18 protein-coding genes are annotated in these 24,151 nt (G+C 68.3%); 11 read left to right on the top strand and 7 right to left on the bottom strand.

Annotated features, from left to right (window positions below; translation table 11 throughout):
- The first annotated feature begins 44 nt into the window (after positions 1-44).
- From DBO33_RS15365 to DBO33_RS15320, 10 genes are read left to right on the top strand one after another with little or no spacing between them, the layout of a single operon-like run.
- Positions 45-818: a thioesterase II family protein gene (locus DBO33_RS15365; RefSeq protein ID WP_199856631.1), complete on the top strand. Its 774-nt coding sequence runs from the start codon at positions 45-47 to the stop codon at positions 816-818.
- Positions 815-2,032 (top strand): MFS transporter, encoded by a 1,218-nt coding sequence (locus tag DBO33_RS15360; protein ID WP_199856629.1) that lies wholly within the window; start codon positions 815-817, stop codon positions 2,030-2,032. The genes DBO33_RS15365 and DBO33_RS15360 overlap by 4 nt, the downstream gene beginning before the upstream one ends.
- A complete protein-coding gene (locus DBO33_RS15355; protein WP_107655644.1) occupies positions 2,029-7,581 on the top strand; it encodes a condensation domain-containing protein in 5,553 nt (1,850 codons plus the stop codon). Before DBO33_RS15360 ends, DBO33_RS15355 begins: the two co-directional genes overlap by 4 nt.
- Positions 7,578-9,050: a M28 family peptidase gene (locus DBO33_RS15350; protein WP_199856628.1), complete on the top strand. Its 1,473-nt coding sequence runs from the start codon at positions 7,578-7,580 to the stop codon at positions 9,048-9,050. Before DBO33_RS15355 ends, DBO33_RS15350 begins: the two co-directional genes overlap by 4 nt.
- Positions 9,051-9,070: 20 nt before the next feature.
- Entirely contained in the window at positions 9,071-10,072 is a 1,002-nt protein-coding gene (locus DBO33_RS15345) for a 3-oxoacyl-ACP synthase III family protein (RefSeq protein WP_107655643.1), read from the top strand.
- A 24-nt stretch (positions 10,073-10,096) separates the two neighbouring features.
- Entirely contained in the window at positions 10,097-11,986 is a 1,890-nt protein-coding gene (locus tag DBO33_RS15340) for an HAD-IIIC family phosphatase (protein WP_107655642.1), read from the top strand.
- Positions 11,979-12,236 carry an acyl carrier protein gene (locus DBO33_RS15335; RefSeq protein WP_159080280.1) on the top strand — a complete coding sequence of 86 codons (258 nt, stop codon included), beginning with the start codon at positions 11,979-11,981 and terminating at the stop codon, positions 12,234-12,236. Before DBO33_RS15340 ends, DBO33_RS15335 begins: the two co-directional genes overlap by 8 nt.
- 26 nt (positions 12,237-12,262) lie before the next feature.
- On the top strand, positions 12,263-14,071 hold the full coding sequence (locus DBO33_RS15330) for a non-ribosomal peptide synthetase (protein ID WP_107655640.1): 1,809 nt from the start codon (positions 12,263-12,265) through the stop codon (positions 14,069-14,071).
- A 28-nt stretch (positions 14,072-14,099) separates the two neighbouring features.
- Positions 14,100-15,398 carry an ATP-grasp domain-containing protein gene (locus DBO33_RS15325; RefSeq protein ID WP_107655639.1) on the top strand — a complete coding sequence of 433 codons (1,299 nt, stop codon included), beginning with the start codon at positions 14,100-14,102 and terminating at the stop codon, positions 15,396-15,398.
- 23 nt (positions 15,399-15,421) lie between these two features.
- A complete protein-coding gene (locus DBO33_RS15320) occupies positions 15,422-16,948 on the top strand; it encodes a condensation domain-containing protein (RefSeq protein WP_159080279.1) in 1,527 nt (508 codons plus the stop codon).
- 51 nt (positions 16,949-16,999) lie between these two features.
- Here DBO33_RS15320 and DBO33_RS15315 read toward each other — a convergent pair whose 3' ends face one another.
- Positions 17,000-17,338 carry a hypothetical protein gene (locus DBO33_RS15315; protein ID WP_159080278.1) on the bottom strand — a complete coding sequence of 113 codons (339 nt, stop codon included), beginning with the start codon at positions 17,336-17,338 and terminating at the stop codon, positions 17,000-17,002.
- 77 nt (positions 17,339-17,415) lie between these two features.
- On the bottom strand, positions 17,416-18,183 hold the full coding sequence (locus tag DBO33_RS15310) for a ferritin-like domain-containing protein (protein WP_199856627.1): 768 nt from the start codon (positions 18,181-18,183) through the stop codon (positions 17,416-17,418).
- Positions 18,184-18,325: 142 nt separating this feature from the next.
- Here DBO33_RS15310 and DBO33_RS15305 point away from each other — a divergent pair, with 142 nt between their 5' ends.
- Positions 18,326-18,922, top strand: coding sequence for an HD domain-containing protein (locus DBO33_RS15305; RefSeq protein WP_234390855.1), 597 nt, complete (start codon positions 18,326-18,328; stop codon positions 18,920-18,922).
- Positions 18,923-18,953: 31 nt separating this feature from the next.
- Here the strand turns inward: DBO33_RS15305 and DBO33_RS15300 are convergent, their stop codons facing one another.
- From DBO33_RS15300 to DBO33_RS15280, 5 genes are read right to left on the bottom strand one after another with little or no spacing between them, the layout of a single operon-like run.
- Complete coding sequence (locus DBO33_RS15300) at positions 18,954-19,526, bottom strand: TetR/AcrR family transcriptional regulator (RefSeq protein ID WP_107655636.1); 573 nt, start codon at positions 19,524-19,526, stop codon at positions 18,954-18,956.
- 58 nt (positions 19,527-19,584) lie between these two features.
- Positions 19,585-21,486, bottom strand: a complete 1,902-nt coding sequence (locus DBO33_RS15295; protein ID WP_107655635.1) for a CHAT domain-containing protein — start codon at positions 21,484-21,486, stop codon at positions 19,585-19,587.
- Positions 21,487-21,499: 13 nt separating this feature from the next.
- Positions 21,500-23,212, bottom strand: a complete 1,713-nt coding sequence (locus DBO33_RS15290) for a CATRA conflict system CASPASE/TPR repeat-associated protein (RefSeq protein ID WP_159080277.1) — start codon at positions 23,210-23,212, stop codon at positions 21,500-21,502.
- Between the two features lie 8 nt (positions 23,213-23,220).
- Positions 23,221-23,586 (bottom strand): CATRA system-associated protein, encoded by a 366-nt coding sequence (locus DBO33_RS15285; RefSeq protein ID WP_107655633.1) that lies wholly within the window; start codon positions 23,584-23,586, stop codon positions 23,221-23,223.
- 26 nt (positions 23,587-23,612) lie between these two features.
- Positions 23,613-24,095 carry a hypothetical protein gene (locus tag DBO33_RS15280; RefSeq protein WP_159080276.1) on the bottom strand — a complete coding sequence of 161 codons (483 nt, stop codon included), beginning with the start codon at positions 24,093-24,095 and terminating at the stop codon, positions 23,613-23,615.
- Positions 24,096-24,151: the final 56 nt, after the last annotated feature.

The following is a 24,151-nucleotide window of genomic DNA, read 5'->3' as shown; positions in this document are numbered from 1 at the left end:
GCCACAACAAAACCCTCAGTGCCACGACGAAGGGATGTAACTCAGTGACGTCCGAGACCACCCTGCACGATGCCGCACCCATGACCCGCTGGCTGCTCCGCCTACCCGACCAGGACGCGACGGCGCGAATTTTCTGCTTCCCGTACTCGGGGGTCGGCGGATCCATGTTCAACCAGTGGCCGCGGCGCATCGGTGGCATCGAGATCTGCGCCATCCAGCTACCGGGCCGGGAAAACCGGCTGCGCGAAGGGCATTACGGCACCTATGCGGCGCTGGCCGAGGCGCTCGCGGAATCGCTACTGCCGCATCTGGATCGGCCGTTCGCCTTCTTCGGGCATTGCGCCGGGGCGTTACCCGCCTTCGAAACCGCGCGGCTGCTCGCCGAGCGCGGGCTGCCGATTCCGCAGCGGCTCTTCGTCTCCGCCCAGGTGGCGCCGCACGACTGCCCGCACGATCGCTTCCTGGACATGTCCGATGACGAACTGCGCGCGGAACTGGAGTTCCTCACCCTCACCCGCGGCGGACAGGTGCAGCCGCAGTTGATCGAGCTCGGTCTAGCCATTCTGCGCGAGGACCTGGCGGCCAATCGGGTCTATCGCAGAGCGACACCCATCGAGGTGCCGTTCCCCATCACCGTGCTGCACTGGTCCGACGACCCCGAGGTCACCCCGGACGAGCTGCGCGGTTGGCAGCACTACGGCGCCGATGTCCGGTTCCCGGTGGTCGCGGGCGGCCACTACGACTTCCTCAGCGCACCGGAGGCGTTGCTACGGCACCTTTCCGAGCCGTTCGCGGCGCAGCGCGGAGCGTGCGAATGAGGAAGACCATGGCGCAGATACCCGGCTTCGGCCGGTTACTGCTCGGGCGCACGCTGTCGTTCCTGGCCACCGCGCTGGTGCCGATGGCGCTCACCCTCGCGGTGCTCGACGCCACCGGCCGGGCGGGCGATCTCGGCCTCGTGCTCGCCGCCGAGCTGGCGCCGCAGTTGCTGCTGCTGCCGATCGGCGGAGTGCTCGCCGACCGGTTCGCGCCGCAGAAGGTGGCCTTCGCCGCGGACATGACGCGGGGGCTGGCCCAACTGGTCATCGGCATCGAATTGCTGTGCGGGATCGTGCGAATCACCGATCTGGTGATTCTCTCGGCGATCACCGGCATCGGCGTCGCCTTCGGTACCCCGACGATGTCGCCGCTCGTCATCGCGACGGTTCCGCAGGAACATCGGTTGCGCGCCAACGGTTACCTCGGCGTGGTGCGCGGCGTCACCCTGGTCGCCGGGCCCGGTGTAGCCGGTGTGCTCGCGGTAACCGTCGGTCCCGGTTGGACATTCGTCGTCACGGCCGCGTTGTTCGTGGTGGCCGCCTGCACCCTCGGCCGGCTCCGGATCGCGCCGCGCCCGGTGGTCGAGCATCCGGTGACCTTCTTCCGGCAGCTCGCCGACGGCTGGCTCGAGGTGCGCAGCCGACCGTGGTTCTGGTCCAACCTGATCGGGCACGGCGTCTCGAATCTCACTGCGGGCGTGCTCATGACGCTCGGCCCGCTGATCGCCGTGCATTCACTGGGCGGCGAGTTGTCCTGGGTGCTGATCTATCAGGCAGGCATGGCCGGGCTGGTGATCGGCGCGCTGGTCGCGCCGCGGCTGCGGGTGCGGCGTCCGCTGGTGGTGACCTCGGCGTGCGGCGCGCTGTTCGCCTTGCCGATGATCAGTTTCGCCGCGCTGGCGCCGGGCTGGGTCGACGCGCTCGCCTACGGTGCCGCCATGCTCGGGGTCGGGCTGCTGAACACGCTGTGGCAGACCACGATGCAGCAACAGTTCCCACCGGAGGCCCTGGCCCGCGCCGATTCCTACGACGCGCTGCTCTCCTTCGCCGCCCGCCCGCTCGGCATGGCCGTCGCCGCCCCGATCGCCGCGGTGACCGGCAACGCCGTACCCCTGCTGACCATGGCTGTCCTGGTCGCGGTGGTGAACCTGGCGATTATCGCGCTGCCCGACGTCCGGGCGATGACCACCGAGAAAGAGGTGACACGGCTATGAGAACCGGCGAGGATACCCCGGCGGTCGCCGTGATCGGCGTCGCCTTCGAGCTACCCGGCTGCGCCGACTGGGAATCGCTGACCGCCCTGCTGCGGCACGGTCGCGACGCCATGCGCCGCTTCCCGGAGACGCGGGCCGCGGCCACCGGCGTGACCCGGTCGGCGACCGACCGCGACGGCGGCTGGCTCGACGACATCACCGGATTCGACTACCGCTACTTCGGCCTGTCCAAAGCCGAAGCCGAACTGATAGATCCGAGGCAGCGGCGCATGCTCCAGCTGGCGTGCCGCGCCATCGGGCATGCGGGTTATGCGCAGGCTGAACTGGCCGGGACGAATACCGCAGTGGTGGTCGGCGGCTACGGCGGGCCGCACCCGAGCCTGTCCGATCTGCTGCCCGCCGCGGACCGCAGGCTCGGTCCGGCTACCACCGGCAGCCTGCACGCCTACGCCGCCGGGCGGATCGCCTACCACCTGGATCTGCGTGGCGCGGCGCAGGTGGTGGACACCGCTTGCTCGTCGTTCCTGGTCGCACTGCACGAAGCGCGCTGGAAAATCGCACGCGGAGAATGCGATTCGGCCCTGGTCGGCGGATATGAACTGGTGCTCGGCGCACTCCCGCAGCACGGTAGCGACGGCATGGGTGTGCTGTCCGCGGTGGATCGGTGCCGACCGTTCGACGCGAGCGCCGATGGCACCACCTACGGCGAGGGCGGCGGGTTCGTTCTGCTCAAACGGCTCGACGACGCCCTGCGTGACGGAGACACCGTGTATGCGGTGCTGCGCGGTAGCGCGGTCAACCAGGACGCGCGACGCGGTGCCGGACTCACCGCGCCCAGCCCGCAGGCGCAGACCGAGGTCATCACCGCGGCACTGCGCGATGCCGGAATCGCCGCTGGGGCAATCGGTTACGTCGAGGCGCACGGCACCGGCACGAAGATCGGGGATCCGATCGAGATCCAGGGGCTGATCGATGCGTATGCCGGGATCGAGGGCCGTGGTCCTGCGGTCTCCTCGGTCAAGGCGAACGTCGGCCACCTCGGTTGTATGGCCGGGTTCGCGGGACTGGTCCGCATCATCGCCCAGTTCCGGGCAGAAGAGATATTCCCGACAGCGCACTTCGAGCAGCCGAATCCGTTGCTGGACCTCGCTTCAGCGCCGTTGCGGCTCGCCGATCGTCGCGAGCCGTGGCCGTCGACGAGCCCGCGCTACGCCGCCGTCAGCAGTTTCGGGCTGAGCGGCACCAACGCGCATGTCATCGTCGCGGCCCCGGATTCGTTGCCGGACATGGACGTTGCGGCGCCTGGTGCTCAGGTCATCGTGCTGTCGGCACGTGACAGTGCGGGCTTGCGTGCTCAGGTTCAACGTCTGCACGATCAGGTGGCGGCGGATCCGGCCGGCTTCGATCTGGCCGCCGCCGCGGCGGTGTTGTCGGTCGGGCGTGCGCATTTCGCGCACCGGCACGCCTGGCTGGTGCACGATGCGAAGGAGCTGCTCGACCGGCTCACGGACAGCTTGGCCGCGCCGCCCGAGGACCGGTCGGCACCGCCGGACCCGGCTCCGGTGGTTGTCGCGCTCGGCGACCCAACTGGCGTGTCGGCCGAGGACCTGCTGACCGTCGCCACCGCGTTCCCTGGATTCGCCGACGTCGTCACCGAGGCCGAAAGCCAGGTGGCAGCGCAGGATTGGACGCCCGCGCAGCGTGGACTGGTCTGGCTGCTCGGTGCGCATCGAATCCTCACCGACGCTGGGATCACGGCCGATCTGCTGCTGTCCCACGGCGCCGGTGCGACAGCAGCTCGGGTCCTTCGTGGTGACGACGACCTGTCTGCCGCACTGGCAGCCGATCCCGGCACACCGACGCCGCCGAACGCCGAGACGCTGCGCACGGTCCTGGCCGGTCTGACCGACCCGGTGATCGTAGATCTCGCGCCCGGCAGCGCGTTGTCGGCATTGCTAGCCGCCGAACCCGCCGCCACGGTCGCATCGACTCCGGCGCACGCACTCTGTCAGCTGTACCTTGCGGGGCACCAAGTAGATTGGCGGCGAGTGCTCGGGCGAGCGCCGCGTCGTCGGCTCGAACTCCCTGTCGCACCGCTGTCCGAAGTGCACTGCTGGCCGACCATCGCCGAACCTACCGCCCCTGGCGGCACGCCGACTGCCGACACCTCGATGGCCGCGGTATCAGGCGCATCGACGACTACCACATCCGCCGCGCCAGTAGCCCCAACCACCGCATCGGCAACCTCGATTGCTGCCGCACCGACGCCACTGGACTCCGCCCCTGTCGAATCCGTTGCCGACATCGTGCTCGCCCTGGCCAGAGAGGTACTCAAGGAGCCTGAAGTGGTTTCGTCGGACGACTTCTTCGACATCGGCGGCACTTCGCTCAACGGGGCACAGCTGGTGGCCCGGATCAACGAACGGTTCGGCACGGATCTCGGGGTGCTCGACCTCTACGACTACCCGGACCTGGCCGGAACCGCAGCCGCCGTCGCTGAGCTGGTGGGCGAGACTGCCTCCACCCCAACGGATAACGAGGCGACGGCCGTCCCCGAAACCAGCATTCCGCTCACCGACAACGCTCCGCCGCCCGACGAAGGACCACTGTCCGGACAGCAGCTGGCGATCTGGGCCGCCGATCAGCTCGACCCCGACACCGGCGCTTACAACGTGCCCGCCGCCCTACTACTCGACGGAGCGGTCGACACCGAAGCGCTTACCGCGCGTCTACAGGCTGTCGTGGCAAGGCATCCGATGCTGCGCACCCGGATCATCAACTCCCCCACCGGCCCACGCCAGATAGTCACTCCTGCGGACGAAACCCGCGTAACGCTCGCCGAGACGGTGCTCGAGCTGACCGATCACCCCGCGGCCGAGGCCCGGCCGGAACTGCTGGACCGACTACGAGAGCTGGTCGCCGAGCCGCTACCTCCCGATGGTCCACCTGGCCGATATCAGCTGGTGCGAGCCCGGTTCCGGGACGGCGACCAACAGATCCTGCTCCTCACTTTCCATCATCTGTTCGTCGACGGTTGGTCGTGGCGTCTGCTGTTCGCCGAATTGAGCGGCGAGCCAGCCACATTGCCCATACCGGAGCGCCGCTACCTCGATTACGTCACCGATCAGCAAGCGCTCCTGGACGGTCCGGCCGGAGCCGAGCTCACCACCTTCTGGTCGGAGTACCTGTCCGGCACGCGCTACATCCCTTTGCCGGTCGATCAGAATGCCGGCGAAACCTCGGGCGGCACGAAAGAATCAGCGCTGCCCATCGACAGCGACCGCGCCACCCGGCTGCGCGAACTCGCCCGACGCGAGCGCTGCACCCTGCACACGGTGCTGCTGACGGCCTGGATGACACTGCTCGGGCAGCTCACCGGCGAGCAGGATGTCTGCGTGGCGGTGCCCGCAGCCGGGCGCAAGCCGATCGATGAGCCGGTGGTGGGCAACTACGCCACCACCCTCGTCGTACGGGCGACAGTGCAGCCCGAACAGTCGATCACCGCCTTGCTCACCGCGGTCCGCACCGCCTCGCTGCAAGCCCTCGACCACCAGGACCTGCCCACCGACCGACTCCGACGAATAGCGCGCCCCAACTCCGCGGACCCGCTCGCGGCCACCATGTTCACCGTCACCAGCGGCGTCGAGCCACTGCGACAGCTGGGCACCGGTGGTCCGGCGGTGGAGCTACTCGATGTCGGACAAGGCGGCGCGGCGTTCCCCATCGCCGTCACCGTGCTGGAGTACGGCAGTCAGCTCCGATGCCGGGTGCAGTACGACCCGACAATGTTCCGCGCCGACACGATCCACGCCTGGTTCGACTCGTACCACGCACTGCTGGACCGTCTGGCGGCGCTGGATCCGAACACGCCGGTGCACACGCTGTCGATCGGTATCGCACCACCAGCACGACAGCTTCCTGCCACAGCACAGGGCACCGACACGTCGACGGCCACCGCACACGTCGCACCGAATACTGCTCTGCAAGAACAGCTCTGCGAGCTGTGGTCACGCTACCTACGGCGCGACCGAGTCGGCATCGAGGACGACTTCTTCGATCTCGGCGGGGACTCGATCTCCGCGATCGCCATCGCCGCCGAGGCAGGCACCACCGGAATACCCCTGCGGCCCCGGGCCATTCTCCGGCTCAGAACGGTCGCCGCGGTGGCCGAGACCATCCCCGAGCGCGAAACCGGTTCCGTCACAACCGCACCGGCCCCGGCCGAAGTGCAAGCGCACACCAAGGTCGACCCGACCCCACCGCAGCTCGAGTTCCTCGGCCGCGGCGTGCCCAACCCGGACTATTGGAACCACGGCGTGCGCTACACCTTGCGCCGCGACATCGACACCGCCACCGTCGAACGCGCAGTGCAGGCCCTAGCGGACCGACACCCCGTCCTCCACGCCCAACTGCGCTCGGTCGAAGCCAAATGGCAACTTCTGACTACCGGAGCACCCCCGGCAATCACCGAATTCGACCTCACCGCAGCCGATCCCGTCGATCTCGAGCTCCAGATCCACCACACGGCCACCGACCTGCACAGCACCTTGAGCCTGTCCGACGGCCCGGTATGCCGAGCGGGCATGTTCCACACCCCGGCGGGATACGACGACCAGCTCGTGCTGGTAATTCACCACACGATGGTCGATCTCTACTCGTGGAACGTACTGACCGAAGACCTTTCGGCCCTCCTCGCCGGAACCAGCACCGCCGAACTGCCCACGCCCAGCGCGAGCTACTTCGAGTGGGCACGCCGACTCGCCGAACTGGTCCGTACCCGCCCGGACACCCTGGAGGCCGGCTACTGGCTGGACCGCACCTGGGGCGACGGCATGCAACTACGCCCCGTGACCGGCGACTCGTTCGGTATCGAGGGCAACACCGGCGAGCTGGTCACCGAATTCCCTGCCCCCGGACCGGTTTCCGGCCTCAGCCGCTCGGAACACCTGCTGGCCGCACTCGGCGTCGCGATGCAGCACTGGCTCGACGTGCGCGGCGGCGAGATCGCCGTCCAACTGGTCGGCCACGGCCGCGAAGAGCTGTTCGACGACCTCGATCTCGGCCGCACCGTCGGCTTCTTCAACACGACCTATCCCTTCGCCCTCGGCCTACCGGGCCGCCGCACCCCGGCCGACCACGCCGCCTTCGTCGCGGCACAGCTGCGCTCGGTGCCCGGACGCGGTTTCGACTTCGAACCCCTGCGCAGGTTCCACCCCGAGGCCGCCGTGCGCACCGCACTGGATCAGATCCCGACACCGGACGTGCTGTTCTCCTTCTGGGGCACACCCGCTTTCCTGTCCGACGAGCGGGACGGTGCGCTGACCGGTGCCGACAACGAACTCGTCGGCCGCGACCGGCCCGCCGATATGCCGAGGCCCGCCGCGATCGAGGTCTATCCGAGACTCGTCGCCGACCGGGTCCGGGTGCAGTGGCGCTACAGCGGCGAATTGTTCACCCCCGAGCGCATTCTCACGCTCGCGGAAGCCTTCGGCGCGGCCTCGGCCGTGCCTGTCACACCGAGTCACCAGAACACAGGAGTTGCCAGATGACACAACTGTCCCGCCGACTTTTCATGCGGCGCAAGCCCTTTGCGCTGACCGGCGCGGTGTTACTGGCAGCCGCGGCAGTGCTGGCCGGACACACCGGGGCAGCCTCCGCCGACACCGGTGCCAATGCCCTGGCCGACCGCCTTGCCGCCGAGGTCACCGGCGACGGCGCATGGCCACACCTCGCGGCCCTCGCGAACCTCACGACGACTTTCGGCGGACACCGAGTATCGGGCTCCCCTGGCTACGAGGCGACCGCTCAGTACTTCACTGCGGCCCTCACCGCCGCCGGTTACCAGGTGACGCGGCAGCAATTCAGCTTCCCCGACTACGACATTCGCGCCGAGACCGGCTCGGTGACCGCGCCACAAGCCCGCCCGCTGCACCCGGTGATCGCCCGATTCTCCCGTTCCACTCCCGACGGCGGTCTCAACGCCGCGGTGAGCCTGCCGACGGGCAAGGACACCGGCTGCACCGTCGACGATTACGCGAACGCCGAGGTGCGCGGCAAGATCGTGCTGGTCCGGGTGGGCGACTGTTTCATCACCCAGAAACAGTTGGTGGCCGCCGAGGTCGGCGCCGCAGCCATGCTGATGAACGGCGACGCGCCGGACCCGACGCTCAATCTGCGCTACCGGATGGTGCCGCCCGCCGACGCCCGCATCCCCACCGCGACGCTGCCGCGGGGCGAAGCCGAGCAGTTGCAGGCCGATGTCGCCGCCGGGCCGGTGCAGGTCACCCTCGACCTGCGCGGCAACGAGATACTCACCAACACCTACAACCTGATCGCCGACACCCCCACCGGCCGCGCGGACAACATGATCGTGATGGGCGCGCACCTGGACTCCGTCGACACGGGCCCCGGCGTCAACGACAACGGCACCTCCGCCGTGATGACGCTGGAGACCGCCCTGCGCATGGCCCCGTACCGCGACCAGATCCGCAACAAGGTGCGATTCGCCTGGTGGGCGGCCGAGGAGAAGGGCCTTGCGGGCGCACAGTTCTACATCGATCAATTGACCCCCGAGCAGCGCAAGAACACCGCCCTTTATCTGAACGCGGAAATGATCGGCTCGGACAACTTCGCGCGCCAGGTGTACAACGGCAAAACGGCGAACGGCCCGGCACCGGCCGGCTCCGACCAGATCTCCACCCTGATCAACGGGTACTTCGCCGGGCAAAACCTGCCGACCGTCGGACTGGTCCTGGACGGGCGCTCCGACCACGCCCCGTTCATCACGGCGGGCATTCCCGCGGGCGGCGTCAACGGCGGCTCGGACACCCTCAAATCGGCGGAGTGGGTGCGGCTGTTCGGCGGTATCGAGGGCCAGATGCTCGACCGCTGCTACCACCAGGGCTGCGACAACCTCGCCAATATCAATCGCACCAGCTTCGACCAGTTCGGGCGCGCGATGGCGTGGTCGGCAGGCCGGTTCGCCGTCAGCACCGAGGACGTCAACGGCGTGCGCTAGCCGCACCGAAGGGACGACGAATGTCATTGGGCATCATGGCGATCGGGTACGCCCTCGGCGCACCCGTCACCATCGACGAGCTGGCCGGCGACGACCAGAAGGTGCGGCAGTGGGGCTACCGCCGCCTGCACCGCGCGCCGGCCGAGGTCGGCCTGACCGACCTGGCCGTGCGCGCCGGGGAGGCCGCATTGCGTCGCGCCGGAATCGGTGCGGGCGAGGTCGATCTGGTGGTGCTGGCGATCACCGATATCGCCGAATACCTGTATTGGGATCCTGCCGCCGCGGTAGCGGGCCGCCTCGATACCCCGCTGGCGGAGGCGATCCTGCTGAGCCAGGCCTGCGGTGGCGGTGTCGCGGCGTTCGACATCGTCGCCGGAAAATTCGCCACCCATCCCAAGTACCGGACCGCACTGGTCATCGCGGCCAACCGAATCTGTGAAACCTATTGGGACCGTGTCGAAACGAGCACCTCGTTGAGCTCGGACGGTGCGGCGGCCGCGGTCCTGCGCCGCGACCACCCGGAGTGCCGCTGGCTGGCGACCGAGGTCGTCACCGACGGCCGCTACGCGGACTTCATGCGGATGGAGATCGGCGGCGCCGCCCGCCCGTTCGCGCAGGACGCCGAGCGGCCCGCCATCGCCGGACTGATCGACCGCATGGACACCTTCTTCGACGGAGACGGCCGCGCCGCACTCGCCTTCGTCGAGCAACTGCACACCCGCAACCGCGAGGTCGTCGAACGTGCCTGTGCGAGTGCGGATGTCGCGATCGGCGAGATCGAGCGGGTGCTGTACCTGCACGACAATGCCGGCGCCTTCGCCGATCTGGCCAAGGCGCTCGGCATGCCGCTCGATCGCACCAATATCGAGATCGCCTGCGACCACGGCCATTTCGGCCCGGCCGACCAACTACTGAGCCTGGAGCGGCTGCTGGCCACCGGCGAACTCGTCACCGGCGACCTCGTCGCCCTGCTGAGCATGGGCACCGGCATGCACTGGGCCTGCACCCTGCTGCGCATCTGACCGACTACGAAAGTGAGGAGGGTCGTGGACGACCTACTCGAACGCGTCCGGCGGCTCACCGCGCCGGGCGCCGAGCCCGATCCCGCGCTGCCTGCCGCGCTGGCGCACACCCCCGATATCGGCACCGCCCGCGAGGCGGGCAGGCTGCTCGCCCGCATCGACTCCGCGCTGGTGCGCAGGCCGGGCACCACGCCGCACCCGCTGCGGGTGGCCGTGGCCGGTTCCTTCACCGCCGACAATCTCGTTCCGCTGCTCCGCATTTCGTTGCTCGCGGCGGGCATCGACCCAGAGTTCCACCTGACGCCACCGGATCAACTGCTCATGCAGCTGAACGATCCGGAGTCCGCCTTGGCGCGATTCGCACCCGCACTCACGGTATGCCCGATCCACGAGGAGCTGTTCCTCCCCCGCGACGCCGATCCCGCGGATCTCGACACCGTGCGCGACCTCCTCACGCAGCGCCTCGACCTGTTCGGTACGGCAGTGTCGGCTTTCGCGGCCCGCACCGCAGGCACCGTACTGGTACACACCGTGCCGCTGCCACAGCTCCGATGGCGGACCGTCAACGCTTACCGGTCCCGCGCGCGGCTGGGCCGGGCCTGGCGCGAACTCAACAGTGGCCTACTCGAATTCGCCGATCGCATCGACAACGTCGACGTAGTGGACCTGGAACTGCTGCTCACCGACGCCGCCGTCGCGTTGCGCGACGATCGGCTCTACCGCTTCGGCAGCATGGCCTGGTCCCCCGCGGTCGAGCAGCTGTACGCCGGGCAGATCGCCGGGTACGCCCGCGCGTTGACCGGCCGCGCCAAGAAGTGCCTGGTGCTGGACCTGGACAACACCCTGTGGGGCGGCGTACTCGGCGACGACGGGCCGGAGAACATCGAGCTCGGCTCGCTGTACCCGGGCAATGCGTACACCGAGTTTCAGCGGGCAGTGCTGGCGCTGCGCGATCAGGGCGTGCTGCTCGCGGTCGCCAGCAAGAACGATCCGGACCTGGTGGCACAGGTGCTCACCGAGCATCCCGAAATGCTGGTTCGCACAGATGATTTCGTCGCCGTCAAGGCGAACTGGGAGCCCAAGGACGGCAGTCTGGCGGCGATCGCGGCCGAGCTGAATCTCGGGCTGGACAGCCTGGTCTTCGCCGACGACTCGGCGTTCGAATGCGAGCTCGTCGGTCGCGCGCTGCCACAGGTGACCGTGGTACCGCTGGCGGGCGACCCGGCCGGGCACCTCGGCACGCTGCTGTCCGGCGACCACTTCACCGTGCTCACCACCACCGACACCGACCGGCAGCGCACCGACCTGTATCGAGCCCGGGTGCGCAGGCAGGAGTGGACGAGCAGCCGCTCCGCGCTCGACGGCTACCTGACCGATCTCGGCATCGAGGTCACCGTCCGCCGGGCCGACGAGTACCTGCTGCCGCGCATCGTGCAGCTCGGCGGGCGCACCAACCAGTTCAATCTCACCGGGCGCGCGCATACGGCGCAGCAGACGCGCAGCATGGCCGGCTCCGCCGAGCACGCCGTGCTCGGTTTCGAGGTCAGCGATCGATTCGGCCGCGAGGGCATGGTCGGTGCGTTGTGGATCGCCAAGCACACCGACCACTGGCTCATCGAGAACGCCGTCATGAGCTGCCGGGTCTTCGCGCGCGGTATCGAATTCGCGGTGCTGCAAACGGTGATCGACGAGGCGGTCGCGACGGGCGTGGTGCGGCTCGAGGCGGCCTTCCGCAGCAGCGGCCGCAACGGGCCGGCCGAGAAGTTCCTGGCCGACGCCGGTTTCGTCGCGGCCGACCGCGAGCCCGATGCCGACGGCGGCACGCGCCGGATCCTCCCGCTCGACCCGCGTCCGGCCCTGTCCCCCGCGTGGATCTCGGTCCACACCGACGAATGGACGAAACCCCATGTCTGATCCGAAAACCACACTCGCCCAATTGATCTCCACGGTCACCGATCTGCCGCCCGAGCAGATCACCGAGGAGCGCCGGTTCGACGAGCTGGACAACTGGACCAGCCACACCGCGCTGCGCCTGTTCACCGCGCTGGAAGACCGCTTCGCGATCCGGCTCGATCTCAAGACCTACTTCCAGACTGCGACCGTCGCGGCGCTGGCCGACCTGATCGCCACCGCCCGTCCGGCGTCCCTGCCCCGCCTCCGCTGACTTACCCCGATCGAATCGAGTTCTCCATGTCGACCCTGTCTGCGACGCTGCGACAGTCCGCGACCGCGGCACACACCTTCGCCTATCTCGCCACAGAACTTCCCGATCGTCCGGCCTTGCGGCAGGGCGATATTCAGCTCACCTACCGCGAACTGGCCGGCAGCGCAGGCGCGGTGGCCGCCTGGTTGCGCGGCCAGGGCATCGGCCGCGGCGATGTTGTTGCCACACTGATGGATCGGTCCGTCCGCTGCCTGGCCGGGGTGCTCGGCGCGTGGTCGGTCGGTGCGGCGTACGTGCACCTCGAGGCGACCGATCCAGAGCCGCGGCTGCGCGCGTTGCTCGAAACCACCGGTGCCAGAGCCGTACTCACCGATCCGCGGAACCGATCGCGGCTTTTCGACGACGACTTGCCGGTGCATGTGCTCACCGACGCGGCGAAGGGAGCGCCCGTCGACCTCGCGTCCGGCCTGCACCGCGACGACGTCGCCTATCTGGTGTGCACGTCCGGATCGACCGGCACCCCGAAGGCCGTTCAGGTCTCCCATCGTGCCTTGCTCAACTACTGCGCGGCTTTCTGGGAGCGGGTGGCCGTGCCCATCGACAGCTTCGGTCTCACCACGACTTTCGCCGCCGACCTCGGCAAGGTGTCGGTGTACGGGGCGCTGCTGTCCGGTGCCCGGCTGGACGTGTATTCGCGCGAAACAACTCTCGATCCGGTCGCGCTGGCCGCAGATCTGGCGGCGCACCCCGCCGACTGCCTCACCTACACACCGTCCCAGCTCGAAGCGCTGGCCGCCGAAGGCGATCTCGCCGCGCTACTGCCGCAGCGCCTGCTCGTGGTCGCCGGCGAGGCCTTCCCGCCGCGGCTGGCCGCCGCGATCCTGCGCGCCCGGCCGAACCTGGAAGTGCACAACGGTTACGGCCCGTCCGAGGCCACCATTCTGGCGACCATGCACCGGGTGACGACCGCGGACGCGCAGCGGCCCCGGGTTCCGGTCGGCACCGCGCTCAGCGGCGTACGCGCCGTGGTGCTCGACGACGAGTTGGCTCCGGTACCGGACGGGACACCGGGCACGCTGTATCTCGGCGGCGAATGCGTGGCACTGGGCTATCTCGGCGACACCGCGCGCACCGAGGCGAAGTTCATCCGGCTCGACGCCTCCGATGCCCGGTTCTACTGCACCGACGACCTGGTGATCCGCGAGCCCGGCGGCTCGCTCGACTATCTGGGGCGGGCCGACCGGCAGATCAAGATCCGCGGTAATCGGGTCGAGCCGGGGGAAGTCGAAGCGGCGCTGCTGGTTTCGCCCGGCGTGCGGCAGGCGGTGGTCACCGGCGAGCGCGCGCACCCGGACCAGCCGCTCGAACTGGTGGCCTACGTAGTGGGAACTGCGGAACCGGCGGAGCTGACCCGGTCGCTGCGCGACGAACTGCCGTCCGCGCTGGTGCCGAGCCGGATCGTGCCGGTGCCGCATATTCCGGTCACCCCGAACGGCAAGGCCGACTTCGCCGCTCTGCGCGCGCTAGCCGACAGCGGGCCTGCCCCCATCCGCGCGACAGATCCGCCGCGCACGCCGACCGAGCAACTAGTAGCAGGGATTTGGTGCGAAGTGCTCGGCCGGGCCGAGATCGGGCGGGACGAGCGGTTCATGGAGATCGGCGGGGATTCCTTCAAAGCACTGACCGTGTTCGCGCGGCTGCGGCGGCACTATCCGGCGCTGGTCATCGCCCAGATCTACGCGCACGCCTCGATCGCCGAGCTGGCCGCCGCGCTGGATGGTCCGTCCGCGCCGGTCCCTACCCCAGGCCGGGCCGTCACGGTCGTCGAGCTGTGAATCGGCTCCGGCGGAAAGGCAGGTCGGCATGAGTGAACGCCCGACCCTCGTGGTCGTCTATGACGACGGCGCCGCGCATCCGGGCGATATCGCCGTCGGACTGGCGGGGTGGGCGAACTGTGTCTTCGTTCTCGAACCGAACGAGCACACCCGCACGATGGAACCCCTACTGTCCCAACTCGGTTCGGTCTTATGGGCAGAGTCGGCCGCGCTCGCTGCCGATGCGGTGCGCGCGCACCGGCCCGGCGGCGTGGTCACCTACACCGAGCGCGGTCTCGGTCTGGCGGTCGAACTGGCACATGAGCTCGGGCTGCCGTTCCACGATCGACGGACCCTCGGGCTGCTGACCGACAAGTGGCAGCAGCGCGCCGCGCTGCGTGAGGCGGGCGTCGACGCCGTGCGCTGTCACCGGATCGACGCCGAGTCCGACTGGCCCGCCGCCGTCGCCGCGACCGGACTGCCCGCCGTGCTCAAACCGGCGCACGGCGGCGGCAGCCGCAACACCTTCTACATCGACGACGCGGCCGCGGGCCTCGAGCTGACACGAACGCTGCTCGCGCAGGACCGGCCCGGCCTGGTGGCCGGGGGCACGCTCGTGCTCGAGGAGTACCTGGCCGGTCGCGACTGCGGTCCGTTCGGTGACTACGTCTCCATCGAGAGCGTGGTGCAGGACGGGCACATTCATGATCTGGCCGTCACCGGCAAATTCCCGATGGTGCCGCCGTTTCGGGAGACCGGCCGGTTCTGGCCCTCGCCGCTCAGCCCGGATGAGGACGAGCAGGTACGCGCGCTGGCGCGGCAGGCCGTCGAGGCGCTCGGTGTGGTCGCGGGACTCACCCACACCGAGGTCAAGCTCACCCCGCAGGGGCCGCGGCTGATCGAGGTCAACGGAAGGCTCGGCGGCGGCATCAACGAACTCGCCAGGCGCGCTCTGGGCTTGGATCTGATCGAGCTGGCCGGGCGCATCGCACTCGGCGAATCGGTGAGTACCCCACCGGTTTACCGAGGACAGGCCTATTTCCAGCTGTTCCACCCCGCGCCGCGTCTGCCCGCCACGCTGGTCGCCGTCGACGGTGTAGACGCCGTCAAGCAGCTGCCCGGCGTCACCCTGCATCGGCCATATGCCCGGCCCGGCACGCCATTTCCCGGCGGAGTGGAGACCCGGGAGATGGACATCGTGATGGGCGAAGCCCGCGATATCGACGAATTGGCCGTGCTCGCAACGAAAGTCGAGTCGACCCTGCGCTACCGATTCGACTTCCCGGCCGCGCCGGACGCTCCGGCGCACACCCGCACGGTCACCGCGGCGGAACTGGGGCAGTTGTGACCTCGCTACGGAAGGAACTCTCGATGAACGACAACACCGCGGCGCCCGAGGACGTATTCGCCGCCATCTGGCAGGAAGTACTGCGCGTCGACCAGGTCGGCCCCGACGACGACTTCTTCTCCCTCGGCGGCGATTCGCTGCTCGCACTCAAGGTGCTCGGGGCGGCGCAGGAGCAAGGTCTGGCGCTGACGCTGCTCGACCTGTTCCGCAATCCGACCCCCCGCGGCGCCTGCGCGGCCCTGGCCAGGTCCGCCGACCGGGCCGCGGCCGGTACCGACGACCTGCTGTCGCTGCTGGATCAGGCGCGGATACCCGACGATGTCGACCAGGCGTATCCGGCGGCGCGGCTGCAACTCGGGCTCATTCACGAGAGCCTGATCAGCGACGGCGCGTTCTACCTCGATGTCGTCTCGCGCACCGTGCATCGGCCGTTGGAACCCACGGTGCTGCGGCAGGCCCTGGATCTGCTGTCGGCACGACATCCCTTGCTGCGCAGCCGGTTCGACCTGGCTACCTTCAGCGAACCGATGCAGTTGGTGCAGCGGTCCGCGCCGATCCCGCTGAGCACGGATGACCATCGCGGACTCGATGACACGGTGAAAACCCAACGGTACGAGCAGATCATGGCGGAGCTCGCGCAACCATTCGATCCGGAATCCGCACCGTTGGTGCGAGTTCACGCCACCACCACCGATACTCGGGCTTTCACGCTGTCCTACTCGTTCCATCACGCGATCCTCGACGGGTGGAGCGAGGCGGTGTTCTGCAACGAGCTGGTGCGCACCTACGCGGGCCTGCTCGACGGGGAACCGCCGAAATTCCCCGACCCGGTGCCATATTCGGAGTTCATCCGCCTCGAACGCGAAGCCATGCGGGCGACCGACTCCGCGGATCTGTTCCGGGAACTGGCCGGCACGGTGCCCGACCCGGGGCACGACGTTCCGGTGCATCGCAAAGTAAGCGCCGCGGTGCCCGACGCCGACACCCGGCGCCTCGAAGAATTGTCCGCGCAGTGGGGTCTGCCGCTGAAAAGCCTGCTGCTGGCGGCGAACTGCGCTGCCGTGGGCGAGGTCTGGAACACCGAAGCCCCGGTGGTCGGACTGTTGCTCAACGGACGGCCGGAACGCGCAGGCTCCGATGTCACCCTCGGCCTGTTCCTCAATCAACTGCCGCTGCGCCTCGAACTGCGCGACGGCGACTGGCAAGACACCGCCCGGCGAGCCTTCGAGGCGGAGAATCGGCTACTGGCCCACCGCCGTTTCCCGCATTCCGAGGTCCGCAAACTGCTCGGCGGCGACCCCTACGACGTCATGTTCAACTACGTCCGCTTCCACCCACGCGACGAACTACTCGCCGCAGGCCTGATCGCGGCCGAGGAGGACATGCGCGACCACACCAGCCTGCCCGTCCGCGTCGAACTGCTCGACGACCGCCGCGGACACGGCCTCAGCGTGCACGTCACCGCCGACACCGCCCGCTTCGGCGAAGACCTGCCCGCCCGCCTACTGAAGGCGCTGTTGCACGACATCCACGAACTGTCCCGGCACTAGGCAGGGCTGACCTCGGGCGACCACCCCGGGGTCAGCACCGTTCGGTCCTCGCTACTCGCTGCGCCGTCGCCGGTCGCGCACGGTCACCGCGATGACCGAGCGGGCCAGTGCGCGCAGGTCATCGGGGATGAGCAGCGGCTCGACCGCGCCCTCGAAGCCTTCCAGGATTCCGCCGTCGGGCCAGCGCACTTCGTAGCGGTACCAGCAGCGGACCTCGCTCGGGTGGTAGGGCAGCTCGAGTTCCAGGCGCACCGCCATCTCGACCAGAGCGGCCGCCACCTGCGCGGCACCCCCGGCGTTGCTCACCTGCCACCAGAGCGGGCTCGAGCGGTCGGCTTCGGAGATTTCGACCAGGTACATCAGCTTGCCCCTGTCGCTGAACTCGGTCACATCTGACACCATGCCAGAACAAACCGGTCAGGCGCGCCAAAAACGCTGCGCGACGGCGCATCTCGTGCCGATCATGATCAATGTTTCAACAAATTGAGCGCGGCCCGGCGCGCTCCGGTCCCGCTACTGGTAATGGCCACCGACTCGGCGGAGACAGCAGTGGGCACAATGCCCTTGAACAAAGCGATCACGTCGAGCACGAAACCGGTTCGGGTGACGCCCAATCGGCGCAACGCGGGTCCGTGGTCGGCGGCGACCACCACGGTCGCGCCGATCAGCACGAGCCACCACAGCAGCACCGGGATGAGCCGGGCCGGACCCGAGGCCGTCGCGAACGCGAGCCGCAGGCGGTGACAGTGAAACGGCACGTGCCGCAGTTCGTCGTTCAGGATCAGCCCGGCGACCTGGGCGGTCAGCGCGTCGTCGGTGCCGTCGCGCAACGCGCGGTAGTACCGCAGCGCGACCACCTCGGCGACCATCAGCACCATCAACTCCAATCGCAAACCCAGCGCCCGCCGCAGCCGGACGAACACCGCGTCGCTCCAGTGCCCGCGAATGGTCTGCGCCCCACCGGCCTTCAGCAGCAGCTCCAGCATCCGGGCATGATTGACCTCCTCGGCGACGAACAATCGCACCGCGGCGGCATACTCCGGGTCGCCTGCGGCTTCGGCCTTGGCAATCAAATTTGCCCCGTCCCCGCTCTCGCCGACCTGAAACCGCTGCACACTGCGCGCGACCGCCGGATCGAGGTGCGCTCCCCGGTCCCAGTCCGGGTCCCCCGCCGCCGCCCGAGCCACTACCTTCGCCTCGAACTCGGTTGCCCACCGGGAAAACTCACCCTGCATACGACCTCCATGTGCGTCGGCCCGCCGCCACCAGCGGCGAGCCCTTCCGGATACCTGCAGGCCAACCTAGACACCGATTGTGCAGGTCCTCGGTGTCGAGTGTGGAGATCCTGTGCAGAGAATCCGCTGGCACAATAAGTTCGTGAAGCTCCAAGACCTGACGATGCCCGACTCCGCGAGTTGCCGCGCCGCCACCGAGGTGGCGGCCGCCTACTGCACGCCCGCCCTGTTCAACCACTCGGTTCGTTCGTACCTGTGGGCCGCGGGCCATGCGCAGTCCAACGGCATCGCTTTCGACGCGGAACTGCTGTATGTCGCGGCGCTGCTGCACGATCTCGGCCTGGTCGAGCAGTTCGACAACCACGGTCTCTCGTTCGAGGTCGCGGGCGGTCACCTGGCCTGGGTCTTCGGCGCCGCATCCGGTTGGCCCGTGCCGCGGCGCGTGCGGGTGTCCGAGGTGATCGTCGCCCATATGGCGGACGGTGTCGACGTCACCGCCGACCCCGAAGGCCATCTCTTGGCATACGGGACCGCAGTGGACATCTCGGGTCGCGACTGCACGGCGTTCCCGGCCGAGTTCCGCCGCAGCGTCCTGGAAAGCCACCCCAGGGCGGGACTCCCCGAAAAATTCCTCGCCTGCTTCCAGAACCAGGCCGACCGTAAACCGCACAGTTCACCCGCCGCGGCTCTGCGCAGCGGTATCGCGACCCGCATCGCGGCAAACCCGCTCGACCGCTGACCACGCGGCAGCACCGACTGGGCGGCTGAAACTACATGTCGCGCAACGTCTGCACGGCAAGGGCGATCTGCTCGCCATCCACGGCCGCGGCGGTCGGTGCGATCAGATGCGTCATCGCCAGCCCCTGGAACAGCAGGAAGAACAGCGTGCCGACGGCTCGCGCCTGCTCCACCGACAGCTCGGGATGCACCTCGCGCAACGTAGTCGCGAGATCGTCGTACCCGGTCTGGATGGCCTCGGCCATGTACTCCTGCGACTCCGGCGACCGCGCGATGAGCAGGGCATTCTCCGCGCTCAGCAACAGCGCCTCATGGCTGGTGTCGAGTATCTCGAGCAGACCGGACCAGGTGGGGCCCAACGCATCCCACAGCGTTTTGCCCGCGCCCCCGGCCCGGATCGCCGCCTCCATGCCGTCCCCCACCCCGCCCCCGACCGACTCGGCGATCGCCTCGGTGACCAGCCGGTCCTTCGACCCGAAGTGATAGCCGATGGCCGCGAGACTCACACCCGCCGCACCGGCGATATCGCGCGCGGTGGTCTTGGCGAGCCCACGCTCCAGCACCGCCTTGCGCGCTCCGGCCAGCAGGTCTTCGCGATTTCCCATCCCGCGAGGTTACCAGCGTCTTAGACATTTGTCGTAGACGGATGTCTTAGCCAGGTCGTCAAGCACCGTATGCGGTGAATCCGGCCCAGGTGAAGCAACGGTCGCCGCGGGCATACGACGCCGCGACGGCCGACCGCAGCGCGATGTGCCCTTCCTCGCCCGCCCGCAGTCCGCGATGGAGATCTTCCAGGAAGGTGATCGTCGCGCGGGAATCGATCACCGGTATCGCGGAGGCGATCACGGTGCGCGCCCCCGCCGACAAGAAGACGGCGGGGAACCCGAGCAGCTCGTTCGGCAGACTGGTCACCACGCCGCCCACGTAGCAGGCCGACAGAACGATCACCCCGCCCGGCGCCACCGGCCGGATGAGGAACTCGCTGAGCGATACCGGATTCTCGCCGAGCAGCAGCACCGAGTTGAACACCGGCTCCTCGACCAGTACGCCATGGCACGCGAGGTGCACGATGGCGGCGCGCTCGATGCCGTCCAGGATGCCGCCGTCCGGATGCGGCGCGGCAGGGTAGAGAACTAGCTCATCGGCGATCTCGCGTTGCCTGCTCGGTGCCATGGTCCGGACGCGGATCGGTTCGTTCTCGTCCGATATCGGCGCGATGTTCGGTCGCAGATTCACCGAATGTGTCTGGTGTATAGCGGCTATCGCGTCACCTTCCGGCCCGACCTTCGGCAAGAAATCATCGCCTGTCGACGGATCCACGGCAACTACCGCGGCGCGGGAAGCCGGTCTGGCGTGCAGAGTGGCGGTGAGAAAGATGCTGGCGTTGGGTACGACGGTCATGTCGAATTGCAGTTGCGCGGGGAGGCCGTCCACCAGTGCGCCGCCGAGTGGCAGCGTGGCGGCCGCACCGACTGGTGCGAGCGCGAAGGCGTGCAGGTCCGGCCATTGCACGCGGATCACCGCCAAGGTGGCCGCGCCGAGTTCGGTCAGGATCTCGCTGAGTTCGTTGTGTAACGCCACCGCGCCCAGACCGTCATGCTCTCGCCGCCGATACAGTTCGACGATGCGCGCGTGCCACGCTTGCACGTACTGACTCGTGAACCGAGGCAGGTCGACGCTGACTGTCCGGCCGATACGCGCGGTGTCGCCGAAGGTACGAAACGCGACACCGCCGAGCGGGGTCGCGACGACGTAAAGGATGTCGCGGCACGAGCGAACGGCCGCCAGCTCGGTGACACAGTGCCGCACATCGGCTTCGAGCGTGATGCGATGGGGCGGTGCGGCTTCGACGAGTTTCACCTGGCGGGCACGGAACTCCTCGAGCCGCCGATTGATCACTCGCGTATCACGATCCCGGTGGTCCCAGAAGTCCTCCGACTGGATGTCGGCGACCCATCGCTGGTTTTCTTGCGCCAGGTCGAACAGGCGCTGCGGGTCGGGGTCGACGGCACGGATCGCGGTCATCACCTGCGTCGCCAGATACAAACTGCCAGAAACGTTTTCCAGCAGCAGCGGCGCGAAAGCAGGCATCGAACACCGATGGTTGGCATAGGCGCCGAGCTCGAAGACGAGCTGATTGGCCGCCCGCAACGGCATCTGCGTTTCATCGTTCTGCCAGAACTGCGCCACGGCGTGTGCGTAGGCCCCGGAGTGCATCGTCGCCATCATCGCCACCCGGAACCAATTACACTCCGGTAGTCGCGTTTCCAGGATGATCGCCCAGCGCAACACCTCCGTGCCGATCAACGCCTTCCGCAGATCGGTACCCATCGTCGGCACGAACTCCAAGACGAACAGATTCAATTCGGCAAGCGTCGCCCGAACCTGCTCCAGCGAATCCGATCCCTCAGCGAGGGTGAATTGCTGCCTCAGCTGCTCAACCCGCCGCACCATCACCGGATCGATCCGGCTCTTCTTCCGCTTGAACACCTGCCGAGCCAATCCGTTCGAGTAAGACTTGCTGAATACCAGATCGCTCAGCGCGCCCTGATCCATTGCGCTCATGGCAGCCGCGGACTCATCTGACCCACAGCCAGCCGTCCTTGTCGTAGTTCTTCGTTTGCACCCGGCGGCGCTCGAATCGAAACGCCTCGAGCAGTGGGTATTCGGGTTCGACAACCACCTCGTGCAGCCGGCCCGAGATCATGAACTCCAAGTCCGAATCCGGGTTGTCGGCCAGCGCCTGATACAGCGGTGGGCTGTCGAGGATTCGGATGATCTCGATGACCGTCTCGCCGGTGAACCCGATGTCACCGGGGCCGAACAGGCCGACGGCGGCCGAGGCACGTAACCGCATGCGATCCGGTGAGCGACGATTGTCGATAGTGATCAATTCGTGCCATGCGCGCAGCAAAGTCGGTAGTGCCTCGGGGATTTCGGTCGTCAGCGGGAGGAACACCTTCATCCCGTCGCCGGTGCCTTCCCGATCGGTCTCCGCCAGCTCGAGTCCGAGCGCCCGCACCACCTCGCGGACCAGGGCAGCCAGTCTGCGTTGGACGTCGGTCTGCGCCGGGGCGGACCGGCGGCTGTAGCCCGCTATGTCCACCGCGAAGCCGAGGCGCAGTTCGGTCCGGCCGCGCGGTGGCGTCGAGGCCCGACCCGGATGCGGTTCTGTCAGCACTGATTCCGGCGCAGCCGGGGCGACCTGCGGCCCGATGTGCCTTGCCGCCAGCAGCTCTCGCATGTGCCGCACCTGGTCCAGCGTGGTGTGCAAATAGACGGTCGCGTCGCTGACCCGTTGTGGCAGCAGTTCGGCCAGAGCGTGGTCCGCGGGACACGGGGCGGGCATGGATAGCCGCATGTTGTGCTCGGCGATCTCGATCGTGTGCCGGATGTCCTGCAGGTCGCCCAGGGTCGCAACCAAGTTCGCCTCGTCGGCGGCCAAGGCCTGGATCTGGCTCGTAGCCGCCGGCACCGAACCCGAGGCGGTCAAGACCGGAGTCAGACCGATGACTCGGTCTTTGGCCCGCCGTTGCAGTTGCCGAAGCCGCGACCCGTCGCCCAGGACGCGGGCTTCGTATCGAAGTTTGGCCGCGTGCATGAGGTAACGAGCCAGCGGCGGCATCGCCCCCCCGCCGTCACTCCAGGTCCACGCACTCAACTCGGCACCGCGCCCACGGGGCGCGCCGACGACGAGAACCCGGTTCGGGTCGGTATCAGCCGAGCCGAACTCCCACACCGCCAGACCCGATCCATCCGGGCTCGGCTGCGGCAACCAGGGTTCTGCGGTCAAGCGGAACGGCAACGCCCACTGCACTGTCCGGGGCAGGGCGACGGTGTCTTCGTCTGGAAGCTGCGCCTGGTACAGCACAGCGGTGCCGAGAAAGGCATCGACGCCCTCGATAGCGAGCTGCCGCCACCACCGGTCGAATTCGCGCCAGCCCGGTGGCACCGCCGATCCGATGCGCAGCCGACGGCCCTCGGTGTCCAGCGGTGTGGCGAACACCAGGGAGAAGTTCACGATGTCGTGGTCGCGGCGGGCGATCATCTGAAAGTCCCCGGTGCGATCCTCCGCGACCGCAAGTGGCGCGCCCGACGCGCTGTGCAGCCGTCCCTCCGGCAGCCGCGACGGCAGACCGAATGCGCCCACCGAGCGGTCGATTCCGAGTTGCTCGCTGCTGCGTGTCCAGATCGCGCGCAGTTGCTGTTCCGCCGCCTCGGCCCACGGGCCGTCGAGCGGCGCGAACACGTGCACGACCAGCTCTTGGTCGTCCAAGCCGCCCTCGGCCATCGCCACGCCTACTCGGGCTCGTCAGTGGTGCCGGAGCTGGCCGCTGCCGGATCTCCACCCAGCGTGTGCACCAGGGTGTTCACCCGATCCATCACCCGGCTCGGCGCCGACGAGCGGTCGCTGGTGCCGATGCGGGTGGCCCGGACCGGACCCATCAGCTCGACCTCGTCGATGGCTTCCCGGACGGCGAGCGCGTCACCATTCGCCACCGCCTCGGTAAGCGCGTCGACTGCCTGCGCCACATATGCCCCCCGTGGCGGTGGCAGCCGCCACTCCGCGAGATCACTCAGCACATCGAGGATGTCGTCCCGCGTTTCGTCATCGAGCGGCGGTACCCCCGGCGTGGCCGCCGACCCATCGACAGGTTCACTCATATCTCACCTCAGTTGTCCGGTCGCCGCTACTGGCCATGCACGTCCACCGCCTGCCACGTCGCGAGCGTGATGCACACCGCGCACAGCAGCAGAGCTATACCGAAGGTGCGCAACGCCTTTCTGAATGCCGCGTACTTCTTTCCGGCGATACCGGCGAGCGCGTGGTTGTGCGACCAGGCCTCGTCCAGCGTCGATCGGTGCTCCAGATTCCACGGCGGCCGCCCGTCCACAACAACGCTCGGCCAGGCGAAACGGTTATGACCCAAGGACGTCGTTCGCGGAACGAGTGCCACGTACAGGTACCCGGCGGTCACCACGATGGCAGCCGATAGCAGCAACAAGGCCGTGATCAATGTCCACTTGCAGTCGAACTCGGGATTAGCAAGCGCCTTGCGAAACGAATCGGCTTTCGACGCGACGGCGGCCATCACGATGCCGAGGGCGGCCGCCAGCACGGTCAGCTTGGTGTCGGCATTCTTGATCCAGTTGCCGAACTCCGTCATGGTCAACTTGGCATCCTCCCAGGGCGGCACCGTGTCACTGTCGGCGTCGCCGAGAGCGGAAA

Source organism: Nocardia suismassiliense (assembly GCF_900269665.1).
Classification (GTDB): Bacteria; Actinomycetota; Actinomycetes; order Mycobacteriales; family Mycobacteriaceae; genus Nocardia; species Nocardia suismassiliense.
Note: the sequence above shows the minus strand (reverse complement) of the source record. Positions and strands in the feature narration are given on the sequence as shown.

Coding starts and splice junctions, on each gene's coding strand:
- DBO33_RS15360 (WP_199856629.1), top strand. CDS start 815: ATGAGGAAGACCATGGCGCAGATACCCGGCTTCGGCCGGTTACTGCTC.
- DBO33_RS15355 (WP_107655644.1), top strand. CDS start 2,029: ATGAGAACCGGCGAGGATACCCCGGCGGTCGCCGTGATCGGCGTCGCC.
- DBO33_RS15350 (WP_199856628.1), top strand. CDS start 7,578: ATGACACAACTGTCCCGCCGACTTTTCATGCGGCGCAAGCCCTTTGCG.
- DBO33_RS15345 (WP_107655643.1), top strand. CDS start 9,071: ATGTCATTGGGCATCATGGCGATCGGGTACGCCCTCGGCGCACCCGTC.
- DBO33_RS15335 (WP_159080280.1), top strand. CDS start 11,979: ATGTCTGATCCGAAAACCACACTCGCCCAATTGATCTCCACGGTCACC.
- DBO33_RS15330 (WP_107655640.1), top strand. CDS start 12,263: ATGTCGACCCTGTCTGCGACGCTGCGACAGTCCGCGACCGCGGCACAC.
- DBO33_RS15325 (WP_107655639.1), top strand. CDS start 14,100: ATGAGTGAACGCCCGACCCTCGTGGTCGTCTATGACGACGGCGCCGCG.
- DBO33_RS15320 (WP_159080279.1), top strand. CDS start 15,422: ATGAACGACAACACCGCGGCGCCCGAGGACGTATTCGCCGCCATCTGG.
- DBO33_RS15310 (WP_199856627.1), bottom strand. CDS start 18,183: ATGCAGGGTGAGTTTTCCCGGTGGGCAACCGAGTTCGAGGCGAAGGTA.
- DBO33_RS15300 (WP_107655636.1), bottom strand. CDS start 19,526: ATGGGAAATCGCGAAGACCTGCTGGCCGGAGCGCGCAAGGCGGTGCTG.
- DBO33_RS15295 (WP_107655635.1), bottom strand. CDS start 21,486: ATGAGCGCAATGGATCAGGGCGCGCTGAGCGATCTGGTATTCAGCAAG.
- DBO33_RS15290 (WP_159080277.1), bottom strand. CDS start 23,212: ATGGCCGAGGGCGGCTTGGACGACCAAGAGCTGGTCGTGCACGTGTTC.
- DBO33_RS15285 (WP_107655633.1), bottom strand. CDS start 23,586: ATGAGTGAACCTGTCGATGGGTCGGCGGCCACGCCGGGGGTACCGCCG.